Origin of the sequence: Nocardia sp. NPDC051052 (assembly GCF_044456045.1) — a bacterium.
GTDB lineage: Bacteria > Actinomycetota > Actinomycetes > Mycobacteriales > Mycobacteriaceae > Nocardia.
Window position 1 is genome coordinate 211327 of sequence record NZ_JBITFL010000013.1, and the last position, 24835, is coordinate 236161.

Annotated in this window: 19 protein-coding genes; 13 read left to right on the forward strand and 6 right to left on the reverse strand. The window is 64.9% G+C overall.

What is annotated here, in order from left to right; translation table 11 throughout:
• Nucleotides 1-879 precede the first annotated feature (879 nt).
• On the forward strand, nt 880-1731 hold the full coding sequence (locus ACIBCN_RS35870; protein WP_396996294.1) for a ParB/RepB/Spo0J family partition protein: 852 nt from the start codon (nt 880-882) through the stop codon (nt 1729-1731).
• Between the two features lie 425 nt (nt 1732-2156).
• On the opposite strand, the gene ACIBCN_RS35875 is transcribed toward ACIBCN_RS35870, so the two are convergent.
• Nucleotides 2157-2555, reverse strand: a complete 399-nt coding sequence (locus tag ACIBCN_RS35875; protein ID WP_396996296.1) for a hypothetical protein — start codon at nt 2553-2555, stop codon at nt 2157-2159.
• Here ACIBCN_RS35875 and ACIBCN_RS35880 point away from each other — a divergent pair.
• From ACIBCN_RS35880 to ACIBCN_RS35900, 5 genes are all read left to right on the forward strand, one after another.
• Nucleotides 2554-3150: a hypothetical protein gene (locus ACIBCN_RS35880; RefSeq protein WP_396996298.1), complete on the forward strand. Its 597-nt coding sequence runs from the start codon at nt 2554-2556 to the stop codon at nt 3148-3150. The two genes, ACIBCN_RS35875 and ACIBCN_RS35880, sit on opposite strands and share 2 nt — an antisense overlap.
• A 196-nt stretch (nt 3151-3346) precedes the next feature.
• Entirely contained in the window at nt 3347-4903 is a 1557-nt protein-coding gene (locus ACIBCN_RS35885; protein ID WP_396996300.1) for a M1 family metallopeptidase, read from the forward strand.
• Entirely contained in the window at nt 4900-5169 is a 270-nt protein-coding gene (locus ACIBCN_RS35890; protein ID WP_396996302.1) for a hypothetical protein, read from the forward strand. Before ACIBCN_RS35885 ends, ACIBCN_RS35890 begins: the two co-directional genes overlap by 4 nt.
• Before the next feature lie 414 nt (nt 5170-5583).
• Nucleotides 5584-6330 carry a DUF1460 domain-containing protein gene (locus ACIBCN_RS35895; RefSeq protein ID WP_396996359.1) on the forward strand — a complete coding sequence of 249 codons (747 nt, stop codon included), beginning with the start codon at nt 5584-5586 and terminating at the stop codon, nt 6328-6330.
• Nucleotides 6331-6396: 66 nt separating this feature from the next.
• Nucleotides 6397-7233: an SMP-30/gluconolactonase/LRE family protein gene (locus ACIBCN_RS35900; protein ID WP_396996304.1), complete on the forward strand. Its 837-nt coding sequence runs from the start codon at nt 6397-6399 to the stop codon at nt 7231-7233.
• Between the two features lie 322 nt (nt 7234-7555).
• Here ACIBCN_RS35900 and ACIBCN_RS35905 read toward each other — a convergent pair whose 3' ends face one another.
• A complete protein-coding gene (locus ACIBCN_RS35905; RefSeq protein ID WP_396996306.1) occupies nt 7556-9235 on the reverse strand; it encodes a lytic transglycosylase domain-containing protein in 1680 nt (559 codons plus the stop codon).
• Nucleotides 9236-9826: 591 nt separating this feature from the next.
• Here ACIBCN_RS35905 and ACIBCN_RS35910 point away from each other — a divergent pair.
• Together ACIBCN_RS35910 and ACIBCN_RS35915 are read left to right on the forward strand one after the other, a co-directional pair.
• Nucleotides 9827-11350, forward strand: a complete 1524-nt coding sequence (locus tag ACIBCN_RS35910) for a family 20 glycosylhydrolase (protein WP_396996308.1) — start codon at nt 9827-9829, stop codon at nt 11348-11350.
• A 73-nt stretch (nt 11351-11423) separates the two neighbouring features.
• Complete coding sequence (locus tag ACIBCN_RS35915; protein ID WP_396996310.1) at nt 11424-12575, forward strand: hypothetical protein; 1152 nt, start codon at nt 11424-11426, stop codon at nt 12573-12575.
• A 68-nt stretch (nt 12576-12643) separates the two neighbouring features.
• Here the strand turns inward: ACIBCN_RS35915 and ACIBCN_RS35920 are convergent, their stop codons facing one another.
• Together ACIBCN_RS35920 and ACIBCN_RS35925 are read right to left on the reverse strand one after the other, a co-directional pair.
• Entirely contained in the window at nt 12644-12925 is a 282-nt protein-coding gene (locus tag ACIBCN_RS35920; RefSeq protein WP_396996312.1) for a hypothetical protein, read from the reverse strand.
• 31 nt (nt 12926-12956) lie between these two features.
• Complete coding sequence (locus tag ACIBCN_RS35925; protein WP_396996314.1) at nt 12957-14000, reverse strand: LGFP repeat-containing protein; 1044 nt, start codon at nt 13998-14000, stop codon at nt 12957-12959.
• Nucleotides 14001-14577: 577 nt separating this feature from the next.
• Between ACIBCN_RS35925 and ACIBCN_RS35930 the strand changes: the two genes are divergently transcribed.
• The 3 genes from ACIBCN_RS35930 (at nt 14578) to ACIBCN_RS35940 (ending at nt 17542) form a co-directional block, all read left to right on the forward strand.
• Entirely contained in the window at nt 14578-14730 is a 153-nt protein-coding gene (locus ACIBCN_RS35930) for a hypothetical protein (RefSeq protein WP_396996316.1), read from the forward strand.
• 120 nt (nt 14731-14850) lie between these two features.
• Nucleotides 14851-16056 (forward strand): PucR family transcriptional regulator, encoded by a 1206-nt coding sequence (locus ACIBCN_RS35935; protein WP_396996318.1) that lies wholly within the window; start codon nt 14851-14853, stop codon nt 16054-16056.
• A 175-nt stretch (nt 16057-16231) separates the two neighbouring features.
• Nucleotides 16232-17542 (forward strand): lipase family protein, encoded by a 1311-nt coding sequence (locus ACIBCN_RS35940; RefSeq protein ID WP_396996320.1) that lies wholly within the window; start codon nt 16232-16234, stop codon nt 17540-17542.
• 170 nt (nt 17543-17712) lie between these two features.
• On the opposite strand, the gene ACIBCN_RS35945 is transcribed toward ACIBCN_RS35940, so the two are convergent.
• Nucleotides 17713-18591: an esterase/lipase family protein gene (locus tag ACIBCN_RS35945; RefSeq protein WP_396996322.1), complete on the reverse strand. Its 879-nt coding sequence runs from the start codon at nt 18589-18591 to the stop codon at nt 17713-17715.
• A gap of 326 nt (nt 18592-18917) precedes the next feature.
• On the opposite strand from ACIBCN_RS35945, the gene ACIBCN_RS35950 reads away from it, so the two are divergent.
• Together ACIBCN_RS35950 and ACIBCN_RS35955 are read left to right on the forward strand one after the other, a co-directional pair.
• A complete protein-coding gene (locus ACIBCN_RS35950; protein ID WP_396996324.1) occupies nt 18918-19349 on the forward strand; it encodes a TIGR03618 family F420-dependent PPOX class oxidoreductase in 432 nt (143 codons plus the stop codon).
• Between the two features lie 233 nt (nt 19350-19582).
• On the forward strand, nt 19583-20689 hold the full coding sequence (locus ACIBCN_RS35955) for an alpha/beta hydrolase family protein (RefSeq protein WP_396996326.1): 1107 nt from the start codon (nt 19583-19585) through the stop codon (nt 20687-20689).
• A 379-nt stretch (nt 20690-21068) separates the two neighbouring features.
• Here the strand turns inward: ACIBCN_RS35955 and ACIBCN_RS35960 are convergent, their stop codons facing one another.
• Nucleotides 21069-24152, reverse strand: coding sequence for an FAD-dependent oxidoreductase (locus tag ACIBCN_RS35960; protein ID WP_396996328.1), 3084 nt, complete (start codon nt 24150-24152; stop codon nt 21069-21071).
• Between the last annotated feature and the right edge of the window lie 683 nt (nt 24153-24835).

Consider the following 24835-nt stretch of genomic DNA (forward strand, 5'->3'; position numbering starts at 1 on the left):
CACAAGGACGCCGATTCCGTGCTCCCCGGCAGTGCCCGTTTGAAACCACCGAGATGTCGTCGACTGGACACTCGATAAGTTCTTCGGTGTCGCCTACGGATAACATCGAAACATGTTCTCCTGTATGGACTCTCGGAAGGCGAACGGAGCCGGGGTTTTTCGTTCTTCGCGCTGCTCAGCGGGAGGTCCGATGATAGGATGGGTCGGAACTGAGGGATGTTCGGGCAGAAAAATTCCTCGGATGAAATCGTTTGGAACAGGGCGCAACCCGCCTTGTTCTTCGTGTGCGAGAGGGGACTTGAACACGAACACGCAATGGGTGTGCCTGCGGCACGTGGTGTAGGTCGAGCGGTTATTCCATTCGGTCGGAATACCGTCGTTTTGTTGTGTCTCGAGCCGAATGGTTCGGGATTATTGTTGTCGCGGTGCTCAGGGTGATCGCCGCGCGCTCGGGAGCTTTGTACCGCCATATATTGTGGCGTACAACCATGTCCGTCAACGCCGTCGCGGCCGACGGACAAGTCCAACTCTTAAGCGTATCCACGCTGACTGCGGTTTCGGGCTGGAACTGGTAGTTTCCGAAATGTTTCCGAAAGGTGGAGTGGGGATCTTCGGGTTAACACCATTCACAAATAACGCCGGCGAATCACGCTGGCGATCCGCAGATTGCGAATGCAGGGTCGTTTCGACACCGTATCGTTGCCGGAACTCTGCCAATGTGAAATATTGCTGTCCGCGCTAGTTAGTCACCGCTGACCCGGCACAGCGCCGTGCCTACCGCATCGATTCGTCCCGCTTGTTGTGGTGGTTCGGATCGGTACTGGACGCGGGGCGAAGTGTGCTACGGAATGATCTCGGCTTCGACGCAGGAGTACCGCCGTGAGTGAACACAGGTTGAACGTGGACGACGATGCGAGAGTCGGAGTTGCCGACGTAGTCATCGAGATTCCTATCGAGTCGATAGACATCAGTGGCGCACTGCGCGTGCGCGCTGAGGACTCGGCGCATACGCAGGTGCTAGCGACGACGGAGGCGGAACTGCCGCCGATCCTGGTGCATCGAGAAACCATGCGGCTGATCGACGGTGTACACCGTCTGAAGGCCGCGAAATTGAAGGGGGACAACGTCATCCGGGCGCAATTCTTCGACGGCACCGAGGAAGAGGCCTTCGTTCTCGCAGTACAGGCCAACATCGCGCACGGCCTGCCACTGTCGATTCTCGATCGCAAAGCCGCCTCGCTGCGCATCATGCGGATGTACCCGCTGTGGTCGGACCGCAAGGTGGCCGAAGTCGCTGGGCTGGACCACAAGACGGTCGGTGCGGTGCGCAGGCAGTCGTCTGGGGAGGTTCCCCAGACGAGGCACCGATTAGGGCGCGACGGCCGGATGCGCCGAGTGCGCCGCCCGGACGTCGAACACCAACGCCGGAAGAAGCCCTGCGACGGCACCGATGGCACGCCGCTCGCGCCCGATCCGGCACCGCCGGAGCGGGTTTGCCCCTCCTCGGTATTGCAGAGCCTGCGCCGCGACCCGTCGCTGCGTCTCACCGAAACCGGGCGCACGGTATTGCGCTGGCTCGACGCCAGCCCGCGTACGCCGACGCAGTCACTCGATCTGGCCGATCGCATCCCGGAACATTGTTTGAATCTCGTGCTCGATATGGCCAGGCAGAACGCGGCCAACTGGCAGGACTTCGCCACCCGAATCGGCGATCGACTACACAGTAAATGACCGTGCATTTTACCTCGCGATACGGTGCGTGACTTGCGAATCGAAATTTGTCCGCAGGTTGCGCGTCGGCGAGCCTTCGGTGCCGCGACCCACCGCGTACCCGCCTGTGGCGCCTGCGCTATTCGGCACGGAGCCGACGTTGCGCCGCGGTGCAGAGTCGATCGCGGCACCGAAGGTCCGTCGGAGGACACCGCCGTGCCGCGGCGCCATCGGGCTGCCGGACCGGCTAGGTGGCTTGATATTTCGTCGCACTTGCGCCGAAAGTGCTGCCACCGGACCGCAAATAAGGGACACTTCGCCGAATTACCCTGCGGGGAAAGTTAATTAAGTCGTAATACAAACTCCCCAGTACGTCCCCAGTCGAAAATAACGCCCGTGGTGTGGTTCTACTTGGATATGAATTACCCACATCGAAGGGCGGCGCGCTACACCGCTACCGTGGTGTTCGTTTTAGCGGCAACGGTTTTCACGACCAGCTCCGGTGCGCTCGCCCAGCCCTCGTCAACCCCCACGCCGACCACCCCTTCGACGTCCGCGCCGACGACCTCGGCGCCGACGACCGAATCAACGCCGACGACCGACGCCACGACGTCGACCGAAGCCACGACGTTCTTGCCGACGACGACCGACCCGACGACCTCGGCACCGACGACCACGCCGGCACCGTCGACCGATCCGACGACGTTGTCGCCCACCACCGCACCGTCGCCGACCACCACGTCGGTACCGACGATCACCACCCCGCCGACGACCACCAAGCCGGGCATTTTCGAGCTCCCCACCTTGCCGAGGAATGTCTTCACCGATCCCGACGGAATCGTCATGCAGGTGATCTTCAAGAACCCGCTGCCGATCCCGCCGGGCACGCAGGCTGAGGCTCCGGCCATCGCCCAGGCTCAGGCGCAGACCGTCCAGCAGGTCTTCGGTGCGGGGTCGGTCGGCAACCTCGTCGTCGACTCGGTGGCCCCGGCCGACCAGAAGGCACCGGCCGACCAGGGCGCCACGGTCCGGCTGCGCCAGGAGATCGACTCGGTGCCGGTCTTCGGCGCGACGGTGGCGCAGAAACTGGCCGCCGACGGCTCGCTCATCTCGGCCAGCGGCGCCTTGTCACAGCAGGCGAAAGGTAAGTACCCGGCCGGGGCCAAGACACCGCCCGCCGGGGTGGCGGCCACCGCATTGCGTGCGCTCGCCGAGCTGACCAAGCAGCCGCGCGACAAGTTCGCCGTCTCCGCGACGACCGCCACGTGGTACGACCCGAAGCTGGCCGCCAAGAACTCGAAGGCGCCCAGCGTGGCGGTCCCCGCATATCAGGTCGCGGTCAAAGGCGCTGCCACGCAAGGCAAGCAACCCGTGCAGTGGGTCGTGTTCATCGACGCCAACAACACCGGACGCGTGCTCGGCGGCTGGAGCGGTCGCTGAACGTTGCCGCCCAGCGGCACCTCGCTTTACGGGGGATAGGCCTGGTTGCTCCGAGTGAGCGGCCAGGCCCCAACCCGGCAGAACCTGCAGATTGCCGCGGTGGCATTTGCTGCAGTCGATGACAGATCCGATCGAGCAACGACACGTTCGCGCGACCGCTCGCTCACCGGATCGCCTACTAAAGAGGTTGTGCACCATGCGAATTCACAAGTGGTCAGACAAAGGCACGCCGATCCCCGCCGCGCTGAGGGCGCGGCCGGTCGCGGTGTCCGCGTTGGCTCTCGCGTTGAGTCTGTCGGCCGGCGTTGCCGCGGTGGCCGCGCCGCCGCCGGATTCGCCGAACGGTGCGGCCGCGAGCGCTGCCGATCCGACGCCGGGCTCGGACGGTCTCGGTGACCCGTACTACCCGAAGGACGGCAACGGCGGTTACGACGCGATCCACTACGACGTCGCCGTCGACTACACCCCGTCGTCGCACAACCTCAAGGGCAAGGCCACCATCACGGCCAACGCCACCCAGAACCTGTCGGCGTTCAACCTCGACTATGCCGGTCCCGCAGTCGGTTCCGTCGCCGTCAACGGTCAGCCCGCGCAGTTCAAGAGGACCGGGGAGCACGAACTCGTGGTGACCCCGAAGGCGGCATTGCCGCTGGGACAACCGTTTACGGTCATCGTCGACTACGCGGGCACGGTTCCCGACACCAACGGCAACGGCTGGACCTATTCGCCGTCCGGTGGCGCCTTCGCGGCGGGCGAACCGCATTCGGCGACAACGTGGTACCCGCTCAACGACACTCCGCTGGACAAGGTCACCTTGACCGTGAAAGCCACCGTGCCCACCGGCTGGGATGTGGCGTCGAACGGAATCCGCACCTCGGACGTGGCCGCCGGGACGGGCAAGCACACCGTCACCTGGGAGGCCAAGGATCCGATCATCGGATACCTGTCGACGATCGCGATCGACAAGTTCACCCGGCTGAATCAGAAGGTCGGCAATACGCCGCTGGAGAGTTTCTTCGCGCCGGGTAATGCCCAGCAGAAGAAGGATCTGGAAAAGAAGCTGCCCAGCGTGCTCGCCTTCGAAGAGCAGCTGTACGGCCCGTATCCGCACGAAGCAGGCGGCGGCATCTACGTGGATACCGACCTGCAGTTCTCGCTGGAGACCCAGACCCGGCCGATCTACGCGCCGTGGACGGATCTGAACACGCTGATCCACGAGAACGCCCATCAGTGGTGGGGTGATTCGGTGTCGGTCAAGGATTGGCGCGATGTCTGCTTGAACGAGTGCTTCGCCAGCTACACCGCCGACATCCTGTACCCGGAACGGGTCAATCACCAGAACGCCGACGCGATCTATCGCCGGGCCCTCGCCAGTGCCGATCAGCAGAACGTCTGGGCGACACCGCTCTACAACCCCGGCAAGGGCAACGAATTCACCACCGTCTACACCCGTGGCCCGCTGTTCCTGCACGCACTGCGCCGCTACATCGGTGACGACGTATTCTTCACCGCCGTCAAAGATTTCGCGCAGGGACACAAGCACGGCAACGCGTCGATCCCCGAGTTCCGTCAGTTCGTGCAGTCCCGCACCACCAAGAAGCTGGACGGCTTCTTCGACGCGTGGCTGAACGGCAAGAGGCGGCCCGCCAGCGAATACCTGTACCCGGGCAGCCTCAGCAGTCAGGGCATGCAGGAAGCGCCTGAGGCGCCGAACACCGACGCGTGGCCGTTCGGCCGCGGAGACCGGAAATGACGCCCGTCCCTTCGATACAGGCACTGCCGCGGTCGATACGGACCTTCGTCACGGCGGCCACCATCGCGCCGTTCATAGTGGCCGCGCTGCACGCGGTTCCGGATGATCAGGTCTCCTCGCCTGCCGGTGATACGGCCCAGTGTGCGCGGGGAGAGGTGTGCGGCCCGATCAACTATGCGCCGCAGAGTGGGCAAGGGGCCGAGATGGTGACTCCGGTCGGCATCAAAGGTGTCTTCAAGAAGAAGCCATCGTATCTAATGGCGTGACGATATTCGATGGGCCGCTGCGTGTTTCGCGCAGCGGCCCATTGTCGTGTGCGGGGTTGTCGCCGCCGAGAAGCGCCGCTGATCCCCTCCACCCGCGGCGCTTCTCACCCCAGCTCAGACCGGAAACAGTGCGTCGTTGCACGCGTTCGCTGGTCAACCGGTGCGTTGCCATCATCACCGGAGTCGGCGGCATGCGGCTTGGACAAATCTGCTGCCTTCTGATCCGGTCGCGTCCACCTGCACACCCCTAGCGGACAGGATCGGTCCGCTATTTTCGCCAGGCACGTCGGGGTTGACCGCCGGGCTACCGTGGGGGTTGTTCTTCGAGTGACCGTGCACCGTGTTGGAGGCTCCTTGCGCATCTTGGCCCGACTACTGCTCGTCCTGCTGGTGCTCGCCGGTGGCACGGCGTCGATGGTGCCTGCGGCGCTCGCCGAGCCGGTGGACGTCGATGGCGTCACCGCGGGCAAGATCGACGCGTTGCTGGCGTTGCGGGCCGGTGCGCCCGCGGGGCAGAGCAAGGGCGAATTGATCGAGCTGTTGTCGCGGCAGTTTCTCGGCACGCCGTATGGTGCCGACATGCTCGTCGGGTCCGCGACGCAGCGGGAACAACTCGTCATCGACTTTCGCCGGGTGGATTGTTTCACCTATCTCGACTATGTCGAAGCGCTGAGCCGGTCCGCCGATCGCGGTCAATTCGACGCGAACCTGATCGACACGCGGTATGCCGGTGGGCGCGTCGATTTCTCGCAGCGCAAGCACTTCTTCAGCGACTGGGTGAATACGCCGCGAATCGCGGCGACCGATGTCACCGGCGCGCTGAGTACTGCCGCGGTAACCGTTGCCAGGCATCTCAACGCCAAGGCGGATGGCGGAACGTACCTTCCGGGGCTGCCGGTGGTGGATCGCAATATCACCTTCATTCCCAGCGATGCCGTGGGTAACGGTGTCATCGGCGGACTCCGGACGGGCGATTACATCGGTGCATACACCGGTCAAGCGGGGTTGGACGTGACACACGTCGGAATCTTCGTGATGACGCCGAGCGGTCCTGTTTTCCGCAATGCGTCCTCCCTGGCGGAGAACAACAAGGTGGTCGACTCGCCCTTCGCCGACTATGTCCGGTCGGTGCCGGGCATCGTGGTGTACCGCTCGCAATAACCGGCCGATGAGTTTTCGCGGCTCGCCACGTCAGATTCTGTACCGACTACAGAAGGACATCGCGACGTGACCAAGCCCGAAATTCTGCTGGAAGGAATCGTGTTCGGTGAGTCCCCGCGCTGGCACGACGGCCGACTCTGGTTCTCCGATTGGGGAGCCAACCAGGTGATCGCGCTCGGCGCGGACCACCGGCCCGAGGTGATCGTCAAGATCTCGTCGTTCCCGATGTGCATCGACTTTCTGCCGGACGGGCGACTGCTGGTCGTGGATTCCGCGCAACGCAGGCTGCTGCGGCGCGAGGCCGACGGGTCGCTCGTTACGCACGGCGACCTATCCGCCGTGTCGGACAAGCCGTGGAACGACATCGTCGTCGACAATCGCGGCAACGCCTACATCAACAGCATCGGCTTCGACTTTCCCGGTGGCGAATTCACGCCGGGCCCGATCGCGCTCGTCACGCCGGACGGCAGCGTCCGGCAGGTCGCCGACGGTCTCGCCTTCCCGAACGGGATGGCGATCACCGCGGACGGCGCGACCCTGATCGTCGCCGAGTCCTACGCCAACCAGCTCACCGCATACGACATCGAATCCGACGGAGGGCTCGCCAACCGCCGCGTGTGGGCACAGACACCCGGCGATCATCCGGACGGGATCTGCGTCGACACCGAAGGCGCGGTCTGGTACGCCGACGTGGGCAACCGCCATTGCGTGCGAGTCGCCGAAGGCGGAAAAATATTGGCCACAGTAGAACTCGACCGCGGCGCATTCGCCTGCATCCTCAGCCGCGGCGAAGACCCGAAACTCTATGTCGTCGCCCAGAATTGGGGCGTTCCCGAGCCCTCGGACCCCACCGGCCAGATAGTGGCTTTCCCGGCACCCGCGCCGGGTGCCGGCAGGCCTTGACCTGACACCCGAAATACCCAGTGCGCCTGCCACTTCGGCTGGGTGATCGCCGATCGGCTGTACGGCTCAGTTTGTTGGGATCGTGATGGTGTGGGCGCTTTGGTTGGGGGCAGGGGTGGCTGGTTGCGGCTTGGAGGCCGGAGCCGGGGCCTGTGTGTCGCGGGTTGCGGCTTCGGGGACGGAGTGTGGAACTGCCGCACTCTTTCTCGGGATCCGCACTGGGTATAGGGGCCCGTAGTGGGTGCGGATCCCTAGAGACAGTGCGGATTTTGATGCGGTGGGGTCAGGGGCGGGCGCGGCCACGGGTGGGGGGCGGTGCTGCTCACGGGTGTAGAGCGGGTGGTACGGGGGGTTGGGTGGTTGCGGTTGGTTTTGCTGGTGCTGGTGCGGGCGGCTTCGGGTTAGGAGCTGGGGTGGCTGGTTGCGGCTTGGGGGCCGGAGCTGGGGCCTGTGTCGCGGGTTGCTGCTTTGGTGCGGGGGTTGCAGGAACTGTTGTGGTCGGTTGTTGCTTGGGAGCCGGAGCTGGAGCCGGAGCCGGAGCTGGGGCGGGGGCGGGTTGTTGCTTGGGTGCAGGTGCAGGTGCGGGTGGTTGTTGGTTGGATGCCGGGGTGGTTGGTGTTGGCATGGCCGGTTGTTTGGGCGCGGGGGTGGCGGGGGGTGCTGCTGGCTGCTGGCTGGTGGGTTGGGCTTGCGGGGTCAGGGCGGGGGGCTTCGGTGGAGTGGTTGTGGTTGGTGTTGCTGGCTTGGGTGCTGGTGTTGCGGTGGGGGTTTGGGATGGCTTCTGTTCGGTGGTGGTGGGGGCCGGTGCGGCGGGCTGTTGGTTGTTGGCCTGCGGTGGTGTCGATGGGGTGGGCGTGATCTGAGCGGTTGTCGGCGACGTGGTGGTTGTCGGCGCGACGGTGGTGGTTGCCGGGGTGGGTGTGGTTGTCGGGGTTGGTGTAGGCGTCGTTGTCGTTGTCGTTGTCGTGGTAGGGGTGGGGAGTGGTGTGGTTTGTGGGAGGGTGGGCGTGTTCGGCAGCGGTGACGGGCAGAAGACGCCGCAGGGGATCGGTGCGCGGCCGGGGATGTTGATCATCACCTGGATTTTGAGTACCAGAGTGCCCGTGGGGTTTTGGGGGTCGGACGGGAGCGCGTCCGTCGTAGGGGTGGGGTTTGGATCTGTTGTCGTGTCCGGGGCGGGGGTGTCCGGCGCAGTGGCGGGATCCGCGATAACCGCTGTTTCGCCTGCGCTCATGCTCGAGCCTGCACCGTCCGGCATGCCGCCGCCAGGAAGGGTGTCGGGGATGGGGGCCAGTTCGCCCTGGGGTGGCGCGCCGCCGGTTTTGTAGGCGTTGGACCAGCTGAGTACCTTCGACGCGTAGTCGAGCGAATTGTTGTATCGCAGGACCGCGCGGGTCTCCTGCTTCGGATCGCGCATGTCCAGGTTGCCGGAGCAGAGGTATTTGCCCGCGCCGAGGACGGCGTCGAAGATGTTGTTGGGGTCGGATTTGTTGTCGCCGTTGCCATCCGCGGCGTAGAGGGTCCAGGTGCCGGGGAGGAACTGCATGGGTCCGACGGCGCGCACGTAGCCGCCTTCGGCGGCCTTGATGACCTCGTTGCCGGGCAGCGTGCCGTCCAGCGCCGGGCCGTAGATGATGCCGCGGGTGGTGCCGTCGGGTTCGGTGCGCCCGTTGCCCGCGTGGTTGGATTCGATCTTGCCGATGCCGGCCAGCAGGTGCCACGGCATGCCGCAGTTGGGTGTCGAGGCCTGCAGCGACAGTTCGGCGTTGCGGTAGGCGGCGAGCGCGATCTCCGGAATGCCGCGGGTCGGCACGTTGGGCAGGGCGACGTCGTGGATCGGGACCGTGGCATCCGGCCCGGGATCCTGCGGCGGATCTGCTTGCAGCCGAAGCGATCCGGTCGATGTCGGCAGCACGCTCACCGATAGATCGGCCGTCGAATTCACCCGGCCGGTGGGTGACATCGCGGAGGCCAGCACACCCTCGGGCACTTTGCTTGCCACGGAACCGGAAATCAGCAGCCCGGCAAATACGAGCGCGGATGCGGTAATCGGACCGGATATTCGCATCGGCTTACCAATCATTCGTCGACGTCGACGGCCACTTGCGCGGTACCGCCACCATTTTCGATACCCCTCACCGACGGAAGTCTCCGTCGGGCGAGAAAATCCATACCGGGCCCACGAATCGTCCACGCGACATCTATTTCCCGTTGCTCGCTGCGGTACGACGTACCTCAGCGGGCATGAGAGCTGTTGTGCAAGTGGATATCTCATGAGACCTGTTGGACAAGCGGATGTCTCAGTCAACGGGCAGCCTGCTGACCGCCGTGTCCCGAGCAACCGGCGCAAGCATGGCATGAACGAGCCGCGCGGAGATCCCCAGTAGAAGTGGGGAATTCGGAGTGTTCTTGTTCCGCCACGGATCGGTGATCGGTAATTCGTGCATATCCCCAGTTGAGAAGGTCCCCACTCATATCTCGCACGCTGATCCATACTTCTGGATGCCCCCTAAAGTTGTACCGGAGGTACGCTATGCGAAAGCTTCTATACCCCTTTGCATTCGGCGCAGCCGTGGCTCTCACCACGCTTGTCATGCCCGGTTTGACCGGTAACGCAGCCGACAACCAACAATCCACCGAGCGCGCGGTCACCGATATCGTGCCCATCCCCGTCGAGGCCAAGTCCGACGCCGGGGCGAACTTCAAGTTGACCGCCGCCAGCGTGATCCGCGCCGAGCACCAGGCCAAGGACGTCGGAGAGTACCTGGGTGGGCTGCTCCGGCCCGCCACGGGCTTTCCGCTGCCGGTGGTGGAGCGCTATGACCTGGCCAAGCCCGGCATCACGCTGGAACTCGGCGACGCGGGCAACCGCGTCGGCGACCAGGGCTACCAGCTCACCGTCGCCAAGTCCGGAATCACCCTGAAGGCGAACACCACCGACGGATTGTTCGGCGGCGTGCAGTCGCTGCGCCAGCTGTTCCCCGCGGCGATCAACAAAACGACGGTGCAGCACCAGGATTGGCTGGTGTCCGGCGGCAAGGTGGTCGACTACCCGCGCTTCCGTCAGCGCGGCGCGATGCTCGACGTGGCCCGCCACTTCTTCAAGCCCGATCAGGTCAAGCGCTACATCGACCAGATCGCCCAGTACAAGGTCAACACCCTGCACCTGCACCTGACCGACGATCAGGGCTGGCGCATCGAGATCAAGAGCTGGCCGAAGCTGGCCGAGATCGGCGGGCAGACCGCGGTGGGCGGTGACCCAGGTGGCTACTACACCCAGGCGCAGTACACCGACATCGTGAAATACGCTGCCTCCCGGCACATCACGGTGATTCCCGAGGTCGACATGCCCGGCCACACCAACGCCGCGCAGGCGTCCTACGGCGAGTTGAACTGTGACGGCAAGCCGGTGCCGCCGCGCACCGACATCGAGGTGGGCTACAGCTCGCTGTGCATCGCGAGCCCGACCACCTACAAGTTCGTCGAGGACGTCATCCGCGAGCTGTCGGCGATCACCCCGGGCAAGTACATCGACATCGGCGGTGACGAGGCACATTCCACCTCGGCTGCCGACTACAAGACCTTCTACGACAAGGTGACGCCGATGCTGGCCACCTACGACAAGAAGGCCACCGGCTGGCACAACATCGTCGTCACCAACCCGCCCACGTCGGCCATCCCGCAGTACTGGGATACCGCCAACACGAATGCCGATGTCGCGGCCGCGGCCAAGCGCGGCAACAAGATCCTGATGTCGCCGGCCAACAAGGCGTACCTGGATATGCAGTACAACAAGGATTCACCGCTCGGCCTGCACTGGGCGGGCTATGTCGAGGTGCAGGATTCCTACAACTGGGACCCGGCCACCTTCCTGCAGGGTGTCTCGGAGAACCAGCTCGCCGGTGTCGAGGCCCCGCTGTGGTCGGAGACCCTGCGGACCAGCGCCGATATCGAGTACATGGCCTTCCCCCGGCTGGCGGGGATCGCCGAAATCGGCTGGTCACCGGCCGCGACGCACAACTGGGACAAGTATCGGGTGCGCCTGGCCAAGCAGGGCCCGATCTGGGCCGCGCAGGGCATCAATTTCTATCGCTCCCCGCAGGTCGACTGGAAATAGTCGGCGCTGTGCCATCGCAAAGTTCATTCGAAATAGCAGGATCGTCCCCTATACGATCCGGAAGGAGTCCGAGGTGTCGCCTTACCGAAAAACTCTTATCGCCACCTTCGCGCTACTAACCGGGCTGGGGGCTTTCCTGACCCCGGTGACCGCCGTAGCTCAACCGGAGGCCGCCCTGGTCGACAGCGACGGTGACGGATTGGCCGACGTATGGGAGACCAACGGGTACGACGCCGACGGCGACGGGAAGATCGACGTGGATCTACCCAAGATGGGCGCGGACCCGAAGCACAAGGACCTGTTCGTCGAGATGGACTACATGAACGGGCGCCTGCCGACCACCGCTGCGCTCGATCGGGTCACCGGGGTATTCGCCGCCGCCCCGGTGACCAATCCGGACGGCCGCAACGGGATCAATATTCATCTGGACGCGGGCAACGCCAGAGGCACCAAATATGATCTCGGCGGCGGCAATCAGGTGCCCTATGACAGCAATTTGTCCCCGGTGGACGATCAGGTCGCGGCGATCAAGCGAACCAACTTCGCCTCCGCCCGCTCCCATATCTTCCACTACATGATCTGGGCGGACTCCTACGACAACGGGTGCAGCAGCGGCATTTCGCTGGGCATCCCGGCGGACACCTTCGTCGTCGCACTCGGACCCCAGTGCAACTGGAATCCCGGCGACGACGGCAATGTCGGCACGTTCATCCACGAGCTGGGGCACAACCTCGGCCTGAAGCACGGTGGCACCGACCACGTCAACTACAAGCCGAACTACCTCAGCGTGATGAACTACAGCTTCCAGTTCTCGGGTGTACCGAAGACCGACGGCAGTGCGAACTTCGGTTACTCGAACGTGAATCCTCCCGCGTTGAACGAGAATTCGCTGCAGGAGCGCCAGGGACTCGGGGCGGTGGCAGCGGGGTGGAAGACCGTGTACTTCTGCCCGGATAACACCCGCAGGAAGACCGCGGGCTCGGCGGACCAGCCGATCGACTGGAACTGCAACGGCTCGATCCAGTCCGGTGCCGTTCGGACCAGCGTGAACAACGACCGCAACTACACCTCGCTGCAAGCCCAGAACAATTGGGCCTCAGTGGTATTCGACGGTGGGAACGTCGGCCCGGTCGGCGTCGAATCGCGGCAGCTGCCGGAGCGGTCGCCGGAGGAAATGACGAAGCAGGAGTTCGACCGGCTGCAGTCGAGTCTGCGCGACAACTAGCGCAACACGTCCCGGCGGTGCGTCCTAGGAAACGGACGCACCGCCGGGAATGTTTGTGTTACAAGGGGTCAGCGGTGATCGACGGTCTCGCGCCGGTCGGCCGTCCCGCGATTCTTCGCGAACATCGCCAGCACCGCGGTCAGCACCGCGCCGACCACACCACCGCCCGCGACCTGACCGATGACCTGCCCGAGATCGAGGCCCGAGCCGGTTGCCGCCTGAATGATCGCGCCGGTGACGCCGCCACCGACCGCGCCCGCCGCACTATTTCCGGCCAGACCGAAACCCTTACCCGCGCCGGCCATGTTCCCGCCGACCAGCCCACCTAGTACGCCCAACAGCCATTCCATTGTCGTTCCTTTCCGTGGTCGATTGTGCTGGTCAGCCGCGAGTGCGCGGTGCGTCGCGGTGCATCTCGTGTGCACCGGCGACATTCCCCGCGCCACGCTGGGCAGCACCGGCACCGGCCGCAGCGGTGGCGTCAGTGCGCGGCGGCACGAACCCTTGTCGATCGCCCGTCGTGGTCGCCGTCGTGGTGCGTGCGCTGGGGGCGACCGGCGCCCGGGTCGTACGCGTTGTCGTCGGGGTCGGATCCGACCGTCGACGACCGAGCATGCCGAGCAGCCCACCGACGACGGCCGTGATGGCCAAACCGATGGGGATGCCCCACCACCTGTTGATTCCGGAGTTGCCGGAGTCATTGGTCGCGTCGACGCCGGGGTTCGGCACCGGATTCGGCGCCGCGACATCGGGGGAGTTCGCACGGAATCCCGGTAGGGTCGCGGCTAGCTCAGGCGGTTGCGTCGCTAGGCCGTCGCTGTCGGACCACTTGATCTCGGTGCCGCCGGGGCCCTCGAAGTTGGCCGTCGCGACACCGTTGTCGACGGTCATATCCGAGCGCGGGTAGCCGAAAGGCCCGGTGATACCGCCACTTTCACGCCAAGCGTCGAGTACCTTGCCCTTGATCGTCCACGCACCCGTTTCCGGCTTCCAATAGATCGCGGCCCCGCCGGGCTCGGCGAAATCGTTGAAGCGGCCGACGGAATCGCCCGCGCCGGTCTCATCGTTGGTGGGAAAGCTCAGCGGTCCGCTCGGTCCGCCGAGGGACTTGTACTTCACCAGGATCTCGCCGTACACGGCTTTGGCGCCGGTATTGGGCGAGAAATAGATAACGCCGCCCTGGTAGGCGCGTTCGGCGCCACCGGCGACGTCGGTGGCCGGTCCGAGCGGCGCGCCGAGGAACGACCCCGACCCGCCGAAGTCGGCATAGTGCGCGTCGATCGCATTGGTCGCCTCGGCCGACGGATCGGCCACCGCGGACGGCGCTGTGGCCAGCAGCCCGGAAGCGAGCAGAGCCACCGCGCCGACGGTGAGTGACGTGCGACGCCGGGTCTTTCCTCGATGGGTATCCAACATTTCAGGCATGGTCTCCTCGATTCGTCAGTGCGATGCGCGAGCCGACATAGCGCGGCCAGTTCACCGCTTACGGCGCGGCGATTCGGTCCTTGCTGCCTTCGGCCTGGACGTGATCGGTGAAAGGGGTCGCGCTTGCCTGAAACTCCCGGCGTGGCTGCCCCGGGTAATGGCTGAGTCTGGCTGTCATCTCGTCCTGGTCGAACTCGGACTGTCTGTTGGCGATATCAGCGTTGCGCTCCTGTTTCGCAGTCGATCACCGCCGCGAACAGGCACGGTCGATCAGCTACAGGCGGGCAATTCCCCGGATCTGCGGCGATCAAACGTGGCTTTTCGCTGGAAATCGGCAGTGGGTGGGCAGCTGCGCCGGAAATCTCGGATCGAACCCGGGTGGGCCAGCTACTGCAGGGTTGCGACCGGGCGATCGATCACCGACCGGGCGCTGTCGGATGTTCGGCGGATACCCCTGCCGCCCGCCGGCGGCGAGCATGGCTGCATGGCTAGACCACGCAATGACGCGAATTTCCACAATTGTTTCGAGCTATCACCCGTGCGGCGCTCGATTCCGGTACGGGGAGTGTGACTTTCGATGGATGTACTGGTTACCCTCGTCGCGCTGGCGATCGGCGCGATCGCGGTCTGGGGCGCCGTCAGCTTCTGGAGCGAGGACTCCTTCAGGCAGAACGGCCCGGACCCCACCCTGCGCGGGTGTCGCGGCGACGACGACCGCGGCGACCGATAGCGGTATCGGTGGATCCTATCGGTGGCTGAGACGGTCTGCTAGATTCGCGTTACCTTCGGTACCAGGTTCATGGAATCGGGCATCGACGGGCGGTACCAAACATCGTCGTCGGGAGTTGCCGTGACCACAGCAGGCACCGTTGCCGCGTTCGATCACACGACTCGTCGGGCCGCCACGATCGAGCGATTGCTGTCGGACGCTCTCGCGTTGGTCGATGGCTTCTCGACGCAATCTCCGGTCTACGACGGGGTGCCCAGCTCACTGGTCGACGCGGACTTCGTGCCGGCCGCGGAGCTGAATGTGCGGTTGTTCTTCCAGTTCTGGCTCGACAGCAGCGAGCCGACCGAGGAAGCTACCCGTCCGCTGGTCGAGCGCGCGGTGTCGCTGGTGCACGACGGGATGCCGCTGGACGACGTGCTCGGCAACTATCGAGCGGGCGTCGACTTCCTCTGGTCTCAGCTGCCGACCACGGCATCCCCGGCCGGCCGGGCGGCGCTGGCGGAGATCGGCCGCCCGCTCTCGGAGTATCTCTCGCTCATGACGGCCCGCATCGCGGTGGCCTGTGTGGAGGATGCCCGGCGGCGGCCGTGGGACGAGCTGGAACGGCGGCGCGGCATCGTGGACGCACTGCTGGCCGGGCGCGATCCGGTCGATTGGGTGGGCGATCCCGCGGTGCCGGTCGCGGAGGCGTTCGTGGTCGCGGTGATCCGCCCCGGCGACCCCGGCCCGGGCACGCTGACCGATCTGCGGCGTCGAATCCATGATCTCCCCGGCGCGTTTCTGCGTCGTGACATCACCGGTTGGACGGCGTTGATTCCGATCGATGCGCGCGACGAGCGCGCGGTCATCGAGAACCTGTCCAGCCGATTGGCGCCCGGAATCGGCACGGGCGCAGCGCCTGTGCTGTGGATCGGCGTCTCGCCCGCGTTGACGCGCGCGGCCATACCGGCGTCGTTCGCGGAGGCGCGGGTGGTCGCGGAACTCGGTCGATGCCTGTCCCGCGGTGAGGTGATCTGCCGTCGGCAGGACCTGCGGTTGGAGTACGCGGTGGCGGTCGACGGGTCGGTGCGCAAAGAGCTGGCCTCGGTGCTGGAGCCGCTCGCGGATCAACCGGTGCTCGCGGAGACGCTCGGGGTGTTCTTCGCGAACGAGTGCAATCAAAACGCCGCGGCCAGACTGTTGTTCGTGCACCGCAACACCATCACCTATCGATTGGCGCGGATCGCCGAACTCACCGGTTACGACCCGCAGCGGCCGACGGAGGCTATGACGCTGTCGGCGGCGCGGACCGCGCAGCTGCTGGAATCGAAGGCGTTCTCTGCCTGACTTCGGGCGGACCCGCGGCGGAATGGCCGTAGCGGATCGAATTCTATGGATGTGCACAACTGTCCCAGAGACGAGTCTGTTGGTTTGTCGATAGCGGACGTTCTCGCGTGGGAGGTGTACTGACATCAGTTCGGTCTTCGCATGATGCCGATCACACGTGACGAGATGAGGGTGCATGTTCGGGGAGAGATTCACATGGGCGGCGGTACCATTGACGGCGCTCTGCCTAGCGGTGTCCAGCGCCGGACTCGCGGCCGCCGATCCGTACCCGGCGTTCCCGCCGGATCAGAATCAATTGCCGCAGTTGCCCGCCGAACCGCAGATCTACGACCTGCTGCCCATCCCGGTGCCCGCCGAGGACCCGTGGTACGCCGATCCGGAAGACCTGGCCTCCTACGCGCCGGGTCAGATCATTCGATCGCGCACCGTGCAGACCCGAATACTCGGCATCCCGTTCCCCGTCGACACCAGGCAGTTGTTGTTTCGCAGCAACGACATTCACGACAATCCGATCGCGACCGCGACGTCGGTGATCACGCCAGGGATTCCCTGGACGGGCGGACCGCGGCCGGTGGTTTCCTTCCAGGAGGCGATCGACTCGACCAACTCGGCGTGCAACCCGTCCTACACGCTGCAGGTCGGCACCATGAAGGAAGCCGCGCTGGCGGTGGGGTGGCTGGCGCAGGGTTTCGCGATCAACGTGCCCGACTTCGACGGTAAGTTCAATACCTTCAACACCTTCGATGAGGGCAAGATGGTGTTGGACAGCCTGCGGGCCATGAAAAATGAAGCCTCGCTGGGTCTTTCGGATTCCGGAATTGCCACGTACGGCTATTCCGGTGGCGGTTCCGGGTCGATCCGCGCGGCCGAACTGCGCGAAAGTTACGCTCCCGACGTCCGTTTGCTCGGTACGGCCATCGGCGGCACGCCCGGTGACCTGCGCCTGCAAGCGCGGTACGCGACCGAACAGCGGGCCGGGCTCACCGGGATCAGCAACTTCACCATGTGGCTCGGTTTCGCCGGGTTGTCCCGTGAGTTTCCCGAACAGTTCGATGCGGCGAAGCTGCTGACCAAGGAAGGTCAGGCGATCCTGCAGGACATGCAGAGTCGTTGTGTGTACACGGTGGCGTTGTCGGGGATGTATCGGCCGATCAGTGACTACTTCAATCCCGGAATGACGTTGGAAAACGCGCCGGGGGTGATGCGGGTGCTGCAGGAACAGAGCCTGGGGCAACACATTCCGGATAGTCCGATCTTTTGGTACCACGGGATCTGGGATGAGTTGATTCCCGCGTCCGTGGTGTTGCCCGCGGTGAACGACTACTGGAACCGCGGCGCGGACCTGCGGTTCTACACGATGCCGCTGCCCGAACACGTCGTCAACGCGGTGGCGGTGTGGCCGCCCGCGGTGGCCTGGATCAGCGCCGTGCTGCGCGGGCTGCCGCCGGGGCCGCGCTTCAAGGCCGACTTCCAGCTTCCCGGCTAGTCGCCGGCGAGCGATCGGCTATCGCAGGCGACCGCCGTGATAGCCGATCGCTCGCGATGCTAGCGGCCGGAACCGCTAGGCGGCGAGGGGAGCCGCCGCTCGCGAGGCTATCGGCGATGCGGACATTGCGGACAGACCCGGGAACAGGCGCCACCGGAATTGGGGGCCTGCTATTTCGCGTGTATCGATCCGATGCCGCAGGGAACCGGTGCCTTGTGTTCCGGGTCTAATGCGTTGAGTACCAATTGGATCGTGACCGGGTCGGACGTCATCGCCATGTGTTCGGCAAAATCGCCGGGGCAAACGTCTTGCAGGGTGATGTTGTCGACGTCGGGGCCGTTGAGGAAGCCGGTGGTGTACGGCGTCGCGAACTCGTCGAACTTGGACGCGATGACGGTGTAGCTGACGCCGGGTTGCGTTTCGCCGCCGCTATTGAGTTGGGTGATGAAGTCGGACGTCGGCAGCTGTTCTGTGCAGGACGGGCACACCAGGTTGGTTGCCGGTGGCACGAGGGTGATCGGCAGGCCGACCAAGCCCCATGTGGTGCCGTGATTGTCGGGCGCGAGGCCGACGAGGGTATGCACCTTCGGTGTGCCGCCGAGATTCTTCAGGTAGTACCGAGGCAGCACGCCGCCCTGCGAATGGCCGACGATATCGACCTGCTGCGCTCCGGTTGTCGTGAGCACTCGGTCGATGAAATCCGAGATCTGCTGCGCGGATTCGCGCATCGGTCCCAGGCCGGACACCGTGCCGCCCAGGCCGAGGCCGAAGTCGAGCGCGTACACGCAGTAGCCCGCCGCCGCGAGTCTCGGTGACATCGCGAACCAATTGTCCAGGCGATTCTCGAAGGTGCCGTGCGCCAGCACAATTGGGCGCGGATGCGCGGCACTCGGCCGGCAGGACCAGTCGTTCGCGCCCGGCGGCGGCGGTACGACGTCCACGTCGGACGATCCCTGGACCGGCGCGGGCTCATCGGCGAAGGCGGTAGCCGACAGGCAGGTGAGCGCGAGAACGCTCAGGCCCGCCGCGCATAATCTGAAACCACGCACAAAAGCTCCTCATATCCGGTTCGACGAGATGCGGCGCTGCCCGCTTGTCGCTGTGCTGAAATCCTTATGCGCGGATATCAATATGACAGACAACATGGGGGTTTTCGGCGTCAATATTTCGCTTGGAATTAGGCATCGGATAATTACGCGGTGCCGAGCCTAACGCAACTCGCATTCACCGGCATCCCGTCCGCCGGGATCCACTTCACACCGAACTTCAGATCGGGTCGGTGCACAGTTTCCCGCCGCGGGATTGGGCACTGTCACATGATGGGCGCCGCCGATGACGCGGGAATAACGCGGCCGATCGGGGTGTTCGATGTCACATGCCGAGACCCTTCACCGAGTCCGAACGTCAGGAATTCCTCGCAGGCAAGCACATCGCCGTGCTGTCGGTCGCCGCGAACGACGGCCGCCCACCAGCAAGCGTCCCCATTTGGTACGACTACACCCCCGGCGGTGACATCAGGGTCAACACCGGTGCCGAGCGCCGCAAGGCCAGGCTCATCCGCGAAGCAGGCGTCGTCACCCTCACCGTCCAGCGCGAAGAACTGCCCTACCAGTACGTCATCGTCGAGGGCACCATCACCGACGCCGCCACCCCTTCCCCGCAGGACGTGCGAGAGGCGATTGCCGTTCGCTACCTCGGCCCGGAACAAGGTCGCGACTTCGCCGCCAACATGGACGGCACCCAGTCCGTCCTGTTCACCATCCGCCCCGACCGCTGGATCAGTCAGGACTACTCAACCGACAACTGAAGTCCGACCCACCCGCCGATCAGGAAGCGACCCTGTCCACGCGACGCTACCGGCGGTGACCCAGTTCGACCGGCACATCAGTCCGATCTTGTAGGGTGACCACCGGGAGCCACGCGACTTGGGGAGTTATCATAGAGCACAACGGTTTACGGCGGCTCGTCAGTGCCGTCGCAACGATACTGCTGGCCGCTGCCGGTGTGGCCGAAGCCGGTCCGGGAACCTCGTCTGACACCGTGTCGACTATCGCGTTGCCCACGCCGACCGGCCCGTATTCCGTTGGCGTCACCGAAATGCCGCTGATCGACCCGGATCGCGCGGATCCATGGGAACCCGCACGGCAACGCGAACTGATGGTTCAGGTCTGGTATCCAGCCGATGACGCAGACACCGCACCGGCCGCAGCGTGGATGCCGCGTGGTGGTCAGCTTGCCGAAGAGAGCTACCTCGCGGAACTCGGTGTACCTCAGGGCAGTTGGGCACTCGCTGCTAGCCATAGCCGTCGAGATGAGCCTGCGCTCACCGGCAGCGGCCGATTTCCGATCCTGTTGAACTCGCCGGGAATGGACGACACCACCGGCTGGAGCACCGCGCAGGCCGAAGACCTCGCGAGCCACGGCTACGTCGTGGTCGCGATCAACCACACGCACGAAGCGTTCGCCGTCCAATTCCCTGACGGTCGTGTGGAACATACTGCGGTTCCACTGGATTCACCGCAGGAGGTGCTCCGTGATGTCCTGCTGCCGACCCGGGTGGCCGACGCCCGGTTCGTGCTGAATCAACTCATCGCCACCGGGCAGTCCGCCGACGCCGGTCGGCATCTTCCCGCACACCTCGCTGACAACTTGGACCTTTCGAAGATCGGGATGTTCGGTCATTCGCTCGGCGGCTCGACGACGGCCCAAACCATGCACGACGATTCCAGGATTCGTGCGGGTGTCGATCTCGACGGACCGGTGCTCGGTTCGGTTGCCGCCGACGGGATCGACCGGCCGCTGCTGATGCTTGCCAGTGGGGCATCCCCATGGTTCGCTCGGCCAGGCTGGGAGCCATATTGGCCGAGCAACTCCGGATTGAAACTGCCGCTACGGGTGTCGGGCACCGAGCACATGTCGTTCAGCGATCAGCAGGCGATCCTGCCGCAACTCACGGCGGCCGGTCTTCTTCCGGCAGACGTGACAGCGAGAACGGTCGGCACCATCGACGCGAACCGCTCGATCGACCTGCAGCGCAACTACTTGCGCACGTACTTCGATGTGGTCTTCGGTCGACGTGGTGGTGACATCGTCGAAACGATCAGGAATCTGGCGCAGCCCGAGGTCTTTCCACGCCTCGGTAACTAAGAAATGACCGATGCGTTGGACCGGGGGGAGTAGTCCCCTTTCGTTGTCCATCGTCCGGATCGGTTGGACGAGGTGCCAGTGCGCGGTCCAACCCTGTTGCGGGCGCGCCAGATTCGTGACCTCGGGCTCTTCGCGAGACTTGGTTCTGCGCTGCCCGGAATAAACCTTAGCACTCAGTTACTTAACGTTGATGTTCTTAGTAAGGAGTGGTGACATGGTGACGGATTCCGAGACGCTGGCGGTGGATGGCACGGCGGAAAAGGTGCCGCTACGTTGGAACCTCCACCGCGCGTGACCGACTGATAATTACAGCTGGGTACGGCGGGCGACGCGCCCCAGCACACCGCTTCCCGATAGATGCACATATCCGAGGAAATGCTCAGGTAGGTGTTCGAATCGGTTGCGCGGTAGGCAGATCGATCGTTTCGGTGGGTGCCAGTGCCGACCAATCCCCGGCGTACAGGGCGGCTCGGGCGGTGACCGGTACCGGCAGGCGACTGCTCATCGCCTGCTGGGCCGCCGCCAGATCGCCGGGGTGGTGGCCGAGGACGGTGGCGCCGGCGACTCGGCCGTGTGACAGGATCAACCGTCGGTAGGAGTCGGGGCGGTCGATGACGATCTCCTCGTCGCCGAACTCCGGTTCCACCTTTCCGGTCGAGAAGAGTTCCAGTCCAACGCCTTTCAGGATCATGGCGGGCATAGTAGCGGCGAGCGGGCGGTCGAAGCCGAGTGCGTTCACGGCGGCGACCTGCGCCTGCTCGGCGGCGACCGGCCATAGTCCGGATACCTGTCCGTCGAGTTCGGCGATGTCGCCCGCGGCGTAGACGTCGGGGACGTGCGTGCGCATCCGATCGTCTACCAGGACACCGCGTTCGACGGGTACACCGGCGCTGCGGGCCAGGTCGATATTCGGGCGGATACCGGTGGCGGTCAGGAAAAGGTCGCCTTCGATTTCACGACCGTCCCGCAGGATTACCCGGCGAACCGCGGGATCACCGGTGACACGTACGGTTTCGGCGTGCCGCAGCACCTGGATCCCGGTCCTGGTGAAGTGATCGAGCACCAATTGCGAGCACCGAGCATCGATCTGCTTGGCCAGTAACCGATCACCCCGAGCGAGCACGGTGACCTGAAGGCCGAGCAGGTGCAGCGCGTGCGCGGCCTCCAGCCCGAGCAGCCCGCCACCGGCGACTACCGCGGTGGCGCACCGGAATTGCTGGGCGTAGGAGCGGATCCAGATCGCGTCGCTGGCCTCGCGGAGCACGAAACAGCCTGGCCGGGAGAGCCCTTCGATGGGTGGCAGCGCGCTGCTCGCGCCCATGGCGAGGATCAAGCGGTCGTAGGGGAGTGCCTCGCCGGTGCCGAGGAAGACCCGCCGTCCCGCGAGATCGATGCTGGTGGCGAGGGTGTTCAGCCAGGTGGTGATCTCATGGTCGTCGTACCACTGCTCGGGGAGCAGGTGCAGGCCCTGCATTGCCGATCGGCCGTACACCAGACGCGAGATGCCCATACGGTTGTACAGCGGATGCGATTCGCGGCCGACGAGATGGATTTCGCAGTCGGGATGGTTGCGTCGGAGGAAGTCCGCGGCGGTCACGCCCGCGATGCCGTTGCCGATCACGGCGACGCTGACGATGGACCGGTCGAAGCGCGTCGGTCGCAGCCTGTTCGCGTTGCCGGGTTCCGGCGTCAGTGACACCTCGACGCTGCCGGTGCCGATCCGCGCGCAGCAGGCCATCCGGGTGTTGCCGGCGAAACCGAGGCGGCGCAGGGTGTTCCGTTCGTCCTGGCTGGGCGGCGACAGGCAGGACATGCCGTCGAGCACCGCGACCGGGTCGGCCCCGCACACCCCCATCCGGCAGCCTGCCTCGATCGGCTGTTTGCCTCGTTCGGCGATGTCGAGCAGGCTCATCCCGCTATCGGCGGCCACCGGGACGCCGTCGAAGGTCACCGAAGCCGCAGGCGTGCTCGGCTTTTCCGGGTCTCGCGGTCGTACTTTCGGTAATGCCAGCAAGACCGGTTCGGTGCGTGTTCCGGTGCTGAGCGCGAATTGCAGTTCGACGACGCGGGTCCTGGCGATCCATACGATCGTGGCCAGCAGGATCGTGGCGCTGATCGGCCAATGCAGCCACGGTGCGCTGATCCCGGTGATCGTCGCGAACGACCGGGCCAGCGTCGCTCCGGCGAACCAGTAGAAGATGTTGAGCGCCAGCGCCGAATACCCGACGCTGATGGTCGAGACGCTGAGCGGCGTCATCGCCTCCAGGGCGAAGAACAGGCCCACCGCGACGATCATGAACAGCCCGAGCGCCGAATAGCGCTGCACCAGACTGGTTTCGGTTTTCCCGGCCAGGGTGAAGAAACCCAGGACGAAGCCGGGTAGCGCGGCCGCGAACAGTTTTCGCGGCGCGCTCCATGCCAGTGCCGGATCGGTGAGATCCGATTGGTAGGCGGCCCGCGGTTTCAGGTCGAAGCAATTCTTGGCGCAGCCGACACACGGCTCGCAATGGCTGTTGGGCACCGTGACGAACGGGGTCTGGCCGTACGCGCGTTGTAGCGGGAACAACGGGCAGATACTGCTGCACCAGCCGCTCTTGCCCTTGAACAGCACACCGCCGGTGAAAGCGGCGACGGCGACCAGTAATAACACGATGCCCGCGGCGGCACCGTTGCGATCCAGTCCCGCCAGCCTGGCGCCCGCGATACCGAAGAACAGTGCGGTCGCCCCGAGATAGCCTCGGGCGTATAGCCAATCGGGTGGATTCTTGCCGCGGGTGAAGCGTAGTACCCGGGGGAGCTGGTTCGTCGCGGCCAGTGGGCAACTGTTCCGCCATAGTCCCGGCGCGATCAAGAATAGTCCCGGTAATAGCGGAACCACCACGCCGAAGAAGACGAACAACCCGCCCGCGGGTCTGACGAACATCGCGACGATCATTTCGAAGTAGACGGCCATGCTGGCGATTCGCACGAGGTGCCACATTTTCCGCGGCATCCGGGTGGGTAGTTCGGTGGCGACGGGGAACAGATTTCGGGTCCCGACGGGATCGATATCCAGTATCCGATTGGCCAGCGTGACAAGCCTGGACGGCGGGGGATCGACCGGAGGTGCGGGGGTGGGTGGCTCGCTCGGCGCGTCTTCGTCGATGCGAGCGAGCGGTTCGGTGACCGGCTCGTACAGCACGATGATTTCGGTGTCACCGAGCTGAACGGTGTCGCCGGTGGTCAGCGCGGTACGTCCGGTGAGCGGGACACCGTTGACCGTGGTGCCGTTGCGGCTGCCGAGGTCGACCACCGAGAGCGCCGTAGGGCTTGGCACCAGCCGGAGGTGTCGTGGCGAAATGGTGGCGTCGCGCAGTTGTTCGTTGTCGCCGTTGCGGCCGAAGGTCACCGGGCCGCTCAGCATCAGCCGCCGGGCGGCCCGGCCCGGTTCCCTGATCTCGATCAGCGGCGGACCGCTCAGCATCCCGGTTCGTCCGCCGAATCTTCGGAAACCGTTGTGCCAGTTGGCAGTTCTATCGGGCGGCGCGCTCATGCCGCACCTCCGCGCGGCAGCACGCTATGCCCGCGGCCCTGCTCCCCAACTGACCGGCGGCACGCGTCGACGCGTGTTTGTACCTCTATGCACATCCGGTGTGACCTCGATCGTCAGGTAAGTCAGGTGTCAGCGCGCACGCACGCGAACAGCGCTGACTACCTGTTATCCAATGGTGATGAACTAGCGACCGATCCGCGATGGGACTTAGGTATAAGGGTACGTGAATTCATATGTCAATGCTGTGAATTCGCCACCCGTTCAAGTGTTGTGGCTTGCGGCCCCGTCGGGATCATCCGCGGACCACCTCACGAAGCCGGTGCGGGTGACCCGCTCCCGCTTCTGATCAACGGTGGTGCCGGATATGCGTACCAGGGCCGATGCGGCATTGGGTTCGGCTGCGCGCCAGGGCTTCTCGACCCTATCGCAGGTCGGGTCTTGGCCATCGAACTGTCAAGGGGGATCGCCATTTGCCAGCGCGTTGTCATAGCGCGTGTCCGGGGCTTCGCGGCCGAATGTCCGGAATGGGCGAATATCGGGCTCGGTATTAGTGAAGACGTCGGCCGAATTCGATTACCGCGCCTTCATCTCTTAAAGCTATGCGCACCTCTTAT

What these genes read in the sequence shown, in the direction of transcription:
- ACIBCN_RS35880 (WP_396996298.1), top strand. Translation starts at nt 2,554, where the DNA reads ATGCAGGTGATCTTCAAGAACCCGCTGCCGATCCCGCCGGGCACGCAG.
- ACIBCN_RS35875 (WP_396996296.1), bottom strand. Translation starts at nt 2,555, where the DNA reads ATGACGATTCCGTCGGGATCGGTGAAGACATTCCTCGGCAAGGTGGGG.
- ACIBCN_RS35885 (WP_396996300.1), top strand. Translation starts at nt 3,347, where the DNA reads ATGCGAATTCACAAGTGGTCAGACAAAGGCACGCCGATCCCCGCCGCG.
- ACIBCN_RS35890 (WP_396996302.1), top strand. Translation starts at nt 4,900, where the DNA reads ATGACGCCCGTCCCTTCGATACAGGCACTGCCGCGGTCGATACGGACC.
- ACIBCN_RS35895 (WP_396996359.1), top strand. Translation starts at nt 5,584, where the DNA reads ATGGTGCCTGCGGCGCTCGCCGAGCCGGTGGACGTCGATGGCGTCACC.
- ACIBCN_RS35910 (WP_396996308.1), top strand. Translation starts at nt 9,827, where the DNA reads ATGCCCGGTTTGACCGGTAACGCAGCCGACAACCAACAATCCACCGAG.
- ACIBCN_RS35920 (WP_396996312.1), bottom strand. Translation starts at nt 12,925, where the DNA reads ATGGAATGGCTGTTGGGCGTACTAGGTGGGCTGGTCGGCGGGAACATG.
- ACIBCN_RS35925 (WP_396996314.1), bottom strand. Translation starts at nt 14,000, where the DNA reads ATGCCTGAAATGTTGGATACCCATCGAGGAAAGACCCGGCGTCGCACG.
- ACIBCN_RS35930 (WP_396996316.1), top strand. Translation starts at nt 14,578, where the DNA reads ATGGATGTACTGGTTACCCTCGTCGCGCTGGCGATCGGCGCGATCGCG.
- ACIBCN_RS35940 (WP_396996320.1), top strand. Translation starts at nt 16,232, where the DNA reads ATGTTCGGGGAGAGATTCACATGGGCGGCGGTACCATTGACGGCGCTC.
- ACIBCN_RS35950 (WP_396996324.1), top strand. Translation starts at nt 18,918, where the DNA reads ATGCCGAGACCCTTCACCGAGTCCGAACGTCAGGAATTCCTCGCAGGC.
- ACIBCN_RS35960 (WP_396996328.1), bottom strand. Translation starts at nt 24,152, where the DNA reads ATGCTGAGCGGTCCGCCGCTGATCGAGATCAGGGAACCGGGCCGGGCC.